This window comes from Bacillus cereus group sp. MYBKT111-2, assembly GCF_051915205.1.
Classification (GTDB): domain Bacteria; phylum Bacillota; class Bacilli; order Bacillales; family Bacillaceae_G; genus Bacillus_A; species Bacillus_A paranthracis.
Genome location: NZ_JBQAEG010000030.1, coordinates 1 through 1368 on the forward strand (window position 1 = coordinate 1; position 1368 = coordinate 1368).

Below are 1368 nucleotides of genomic sequence, written 5' to 3' on the forward strand. Positions count from 1 at the left end.
GCTGAGCTGTGATGGGGAAGCTCCTTATGGAGCGAAGTCTTTGATTCCCCGCTGCCAAGAAAAGCTTCTAGCGAGATAAAAGGTGCCTGTACCGCAAACCGACACAGGTAGGCGAGGAGAGAATCCTAAGGTGTGCGAGAGAACTCTGGTTAAGGAACTCGGCAAAATGACCCCGTAACTTCGGGAGAAGGGGTGCTTTCTTAACGGAAAGCCGCAGTGAATAGGCCCAAGCGACTGTTTAGCAAAAACACAGCTCTCTGCGAAGCCGTAAGGCGAAGTATAGGGGGTGACACCTGCCCGGTGCTGGAAGGTTAAGGAGAGGGGTTAGCGTAAGCGAAGCTCTGAACTGAAGCCCCAGTAAACGGCGGCCGTAACTATAACGGTCCTAAGGTAGCGAAATTCCTTGTCGGGTAAGTTCCGACCCGCACGAAAGGTGTAACGATTTGGGCACTGTCTCAACCAGAGACTCGGTGAAATTATAGTACCTGTGAAGATGCAGGTTACCCGCGACAGGACGGAAAGACCCCGTGGAGCTTTACTGTAGCCTGATATTGAATTTTGGTACAGTTTGTACAGGATAGGCGGGAGCCTTTGAAACCGGAGCGCTAGCTTCGGTGGAGGCGCTGGTGGGATACCGCCCTGACTGTATTGAAATTCTAACCTACGGGTCTTATCGACCCGGGAGACAGTGTCAGGTGGGCAGTTTGACTGGGGCGGTCGCCTCCTAAAGTGTAACGGAGGCGCCCAAAGGTTCCCTCAGAATGGTTGGAAATCATTCGTAGAGTGCAAAGGCATAAGGGAGCTTGACTGCGAGACCTACAAGTCGAGCAGGGACGAAAGTCGGGCTTAGTGATCCGGTGGTTCCGCATGGAAGGGCCATCGCTCAACGGATAAAAGCTACCCCGGGGATAACAGGCTTATCTCCCCCAAGAGTCCACATCGACGGGGAGGTTTGGCACCTCGATGTCGGCTCATCGCATCCTGGGGCTGTAGTCGGTCCCAAGGGTTGGGCTGTTCGCCCATTAAAGCGGTACGCGAGCTGGGTTCAGAACGTCGTGAGACAGTTCGGTCCCTATCCGTCGTGGGCGTAGGAAATTTGAGAGGAGCTGTCCTTAGTACGAGAGGACCGGGATGGACGCACCGCTGGTGTACCAGTTGTTCTGCCAAGGGCATAGCTGGGTAGCTATGTGCGGAAGGGATAAGTGCTGAAAGCATCTAAGCATGAAGCCCCCCTCAAGATGAGATTTCCCATAGCGTAAGCTAGTAAGATCCCTGAAAGATGATCAGGTTGATAGGTTCGAGGTGGAAGCATGGTGACATGTGGAGCTGACGAATACTAATAGATCGAGGACTTAACCATATAATATG

1 rRNA gene is annotated in these 1368 nt (G+C 53.1%); it reads left to right on the top strand.

Annotated features, from left to right (window positions below):
* Window positions 1-1360, top strand: a 23S ribosomal RNA gene (locus tag ACTFNE_RS27340); the annotation flags it as partial.
* Window positions 1361-1368 lie beyond the last annotated feature (8 nt).